This is a genomic window from Mesorhizobium sp. WSM4810 (assembly GCF_055811235.1).
In genome coordinates, this window is record NZ_JBVVQV010000060.1 from 2491 (window position 1) to 6056 (window position 3566).

The following is a 3566-nucleotide window of genomic DNA, read 5'->3' on the forward strand; positions in this document are numbered from 1 at the left end:
TGTGATTTGTCGCGGGAGACGCTCAATCTCCCGCATATGATGGGTTTGCCTAACCGCACCCTCGAACCGATCTCGAGAAGCTGGTCTTTTTGTGCCAATGACATTGAAGCTAGATCCTGCACAGGATCTGGTTCGAGCGACGATCTCTTCGAGATCGCGCTGAGGCGACAATCCTTTGGTTTGTGGCTGAAGCGACGATCCCTTCGGGATCGCGCGGTGGGTATTGGCAATGAGAACGATCAAGTGTCTTAAGGGCAATTGGTGGATGCCTTGGCATGCACAGGCGATGAAGGACGTGATACGCTGCGATAAGCTACGGGGAGGTGCGAATACCCTTTGATCCGTAGATTTCCGAATGGGGAAACCCACCTAAGGTGCTTGGAAAATCAGAGCAGCAGGTAATTGGCGCGAGATCCCAAAAGGATTGAGCGTTAAGCGACGATCTCTTTGAGATCGCGCAGACTTGCTGCTGTGGTTTCCAAGTATCTGTTATAGGTAACTTATCCTGAATACATAGGGATAAAGTGGCGAACGCGGGGAACTGAAACATCTAAGTACCCGTAGGAAAGGACATCAACCGAGACTCCGGCAGTAGTGGCGAGCGAACCCGGACCAGGCCAGTGGCGATGATGAGACAAGCGGAACCTTCTGGAAAGTAGGGCCATAGTGGGTGACAGCCCCGTACGCGTAATGCAAATCATCGTCCTCGAGTAAGGCGGGACACGTGAAATCCTGTCTGAAATTGGGGGGACCACCCTCCAAGCCTAAGTACTCGTGCATGACCGATAGCGAACTAGTACCGTGAGGGAAAGGTGAAAAGCACCCCGACAAGGGGAGTGAAAGAGTACCTGAAACCGATTGCCTACAAACAGTGGGAGTCCAAGGTTCGTCCTGGGTGACCACGTACCTTTTGTATAATGGGTCAGCGACTTAGTGTGACGAGCAAGCTTAAACCGCTAGGTGTAGGCGCAGCGAAAGCGAGTCTGAACAGGGCGTTCAGTTCGTCGCATTAGACCCGAAACCGAGTGATCTAGCCATGAGCAGGTTGAAGGTAAGGTAACACTTACTGGAGGACCGAACCCATAACTGTTGCAATAGTTCGGGATGACTTGTGGCTAGGGGTGAAAGGCCAATCAAACTCGGAAATAGCTGGTTCTCCGCGAAATCTATTTAGGTAGAGCGTCGACCGAATACCCCAGGGGGTAGAGCACTGGATGGGCTAGGGGTCCTCACCGGATTACCAAACCTAACCAAACTCCGAATACCTGGGAGTACTAGTCGGCAGACACACGGCGGGTGCTAACGTCCGTCGTGAAAAGGGAAACAACCCTGACCTACAGCTAAGGTCCCCAAGTTATGGCTAAGTGGGAAAGGATGTGAGGATCCCAAAACAACCAGGATGTTGGCTTAGAAGCAGCCATCATTTAAAGAAAGCGTAACAGCTCACTGGTCTAAATAAGGGTCTTTGCGCCGAAAATGTAACGGGGCTCAAGCCATACACCGAAGCTTAGGGTTCGTGAGCAATCACGAGCGGTAGCGGAGCGTTCTGTAAGCTGATGAAGCCATACCCGTGAGGGGTGGTGGAGGTATCAGAAGTGCGAATGCTGACATGAGTAACGTAAGGGGAGTGAGAGACTCCCCCGCCGAAAGTCCAAGGGTTCCTGCTTAAAGCTAATCTGAGCAGGGTTAGCCGGCCCCTAAGTCGAGGCAGAAATGCGTAGACGATGGGAACCACGTTAATATTCGTGGGCCTGGAGGAAGTGACGGATCATTGAGGTAGTCCAATCTTATCGGATTGAACGGGCTGCTGCGTGGTTCCAGGAAATAGCTCCTCCTTATAGACCGTACCCGAAACCGACACTGGTGGACTGGTAGAGTATACCAAGGCGCTTGAGAGAACTATGCTGAAGGAACTCGGCAAATTGCACGCGTAACTTCGGAAGAAGCGTGACCCTTTTCCACGCAAGTGGAGGAGGGTGGCACAGACCAGGGGGTAGCGACTGTTTATCAAAAACACAGGGCTCTGCGAAGTCGCAAGACGACGTATAGGGTCTGACGCCTGCCCGGTGCTGGAAGGTTAAGAGGAGGGGTGCAAGCTCTGAATCGAAGCCCCAGTAAACGGCGGCCGTAACTATAACGGTCCTAAGGTAGCGAAATTCCTTGTCGGGTAAGTTCCGACCTGCACGAATGGCGTAACGACTTCCCCGCTGTCTCCAGCATAGACTCAGTGAAATTGAATTCCCCGTGAAGATGCGGGGTTCCTGCGGTTAGACGGAAAGACCCCGTGCACCTTTACTATAGCTTTACATTGGCATTCGTAGTGGCATGTGTAGGATAGGTGGTAGGCTTTGAAACCTGGGCGCCAGCTCAGGTGGAGCCACCCTTGAAATACCACCCTTATCACTATGGATGTCTAACCGCGGCCCGTCATCCGGGTCCGGGACAATGTATGGTGGGTAGTTTGACTGGGGCGGTCGCCTCCTAAAGAGTAACGGAGGCGCGCGATGGTGGGCTCAGAACGGTCGGAAATCGTTCGCTGAGTGCAATGGCATAAGCCTGCCTGACTGCGAGACTGACAAGTCGAGCAGAGACGAAAGTCGGTCATAGTGATCCGGTGGTCCCGCGTGGAAGGGCCATCGCTCAACGGATAAAAGGTACGCCGGGGATAACAGGCTGATGACCCCCAAGAGTCCATATCGACGGGGTTGTTTGGCACCTCGATGTCGACTCATCGCATCCTGGGGCTGGAGCAGGTCCCAAGGGTATGGCTGTTCGCCATTTAAAGCGGTACGTGAGTTGGGTTCAGAACGTCGTGAGACAGTTCGGTCCCTATCTGCCGTGGGTGTAGGAATATTGAAAGGATCTGTCCCTAGTACGAGAGGACCGGGATGGACGGATCTCTGGTGGACCTGTTGTGGCGCCAGCCGCATAGCAGGGTAGCTATATCCGGACGGGATAACCGCTGAAGGCATCTAAGCGGGAAACCCACCTTAAAACGAGTATTCCCTGAGAACCGTGGAAGACGACCACGTTGATAGGCCGGGTGTGGAAGAGCGGCAACGCTTGAAGCTTACCGGTACTAATAGTTCGATCGGCTTGATCGTTCTCATTCCCTATGCCCATTTTGGGCGACAATCCTTCGGATTGCGCCGAGATGGTCTGTTCTCACTCACGCTTGTTCCGCCCTGCGGGCGGCGCTACGTGGGTGCGGCGCATCGGCGCCGACGGTCGGTCGACCTTGCGAAGCTTCGCTTCGAAAGGCGCCAAGACCAAAAGAACGGTAAAGGCACACATAAGACCAGCGAACAGCTCAGAGAGAGCAGAAAATAGGGTTCCCTATTCGCTACTCTCTCATCGCTATTCGCTCAAAAAGCTTCTCGAGCAACGTGCGCTTTGCCGACCTGGTGGTTATGGCGGAGCGGTTGCACCCGATCCCATTCCGAACTCGGCCGTGAAACGCTCCAGCGCTGATGGTACTTCGTCTCAAGACGCGGGAGAGTAGGTCGCTGCCAGGTCTGCAAAACGCACGTTGCAAAAATCCAGTCTTCTCCTTACAAAACAGGCCC

1 protein-coding gene and 2 rRNA genes are annotated in these 3566 nt (G+C 53.8%); all 3 read left to right on the forward strand.

Going from position 1 to position 3566, the window contains the following annotated elements; translation table 11 throughout:
* Positions 1-252, forward strand: a 252-nt coding sequence (locus AC0L3O_RS35080) for a hypothetical protein (RefSeq protein ID WP_473618105.1), incomplete at its 5' end; no start/stop codon positions are given.
* A 23S ribosomal RNA gene (locus AC0L3O_RS35085) occupies positions 238-3104 on the forward strand. The genes AC0L3O_RS35080 and AC0L3O_RS35085, both read left to right, overlap by 15 nt.
* A gap of 296 nt (positions 3105-3400) precedes the next feature.
* Positions 3401-3515: ribosomal RNA gene (rrf, locus tag AC0L3O_RS35090) — 5S ribosomal RNA — on the forward strand.
* Positions 3516-3566: the final 51 nt, after the last annotated feature.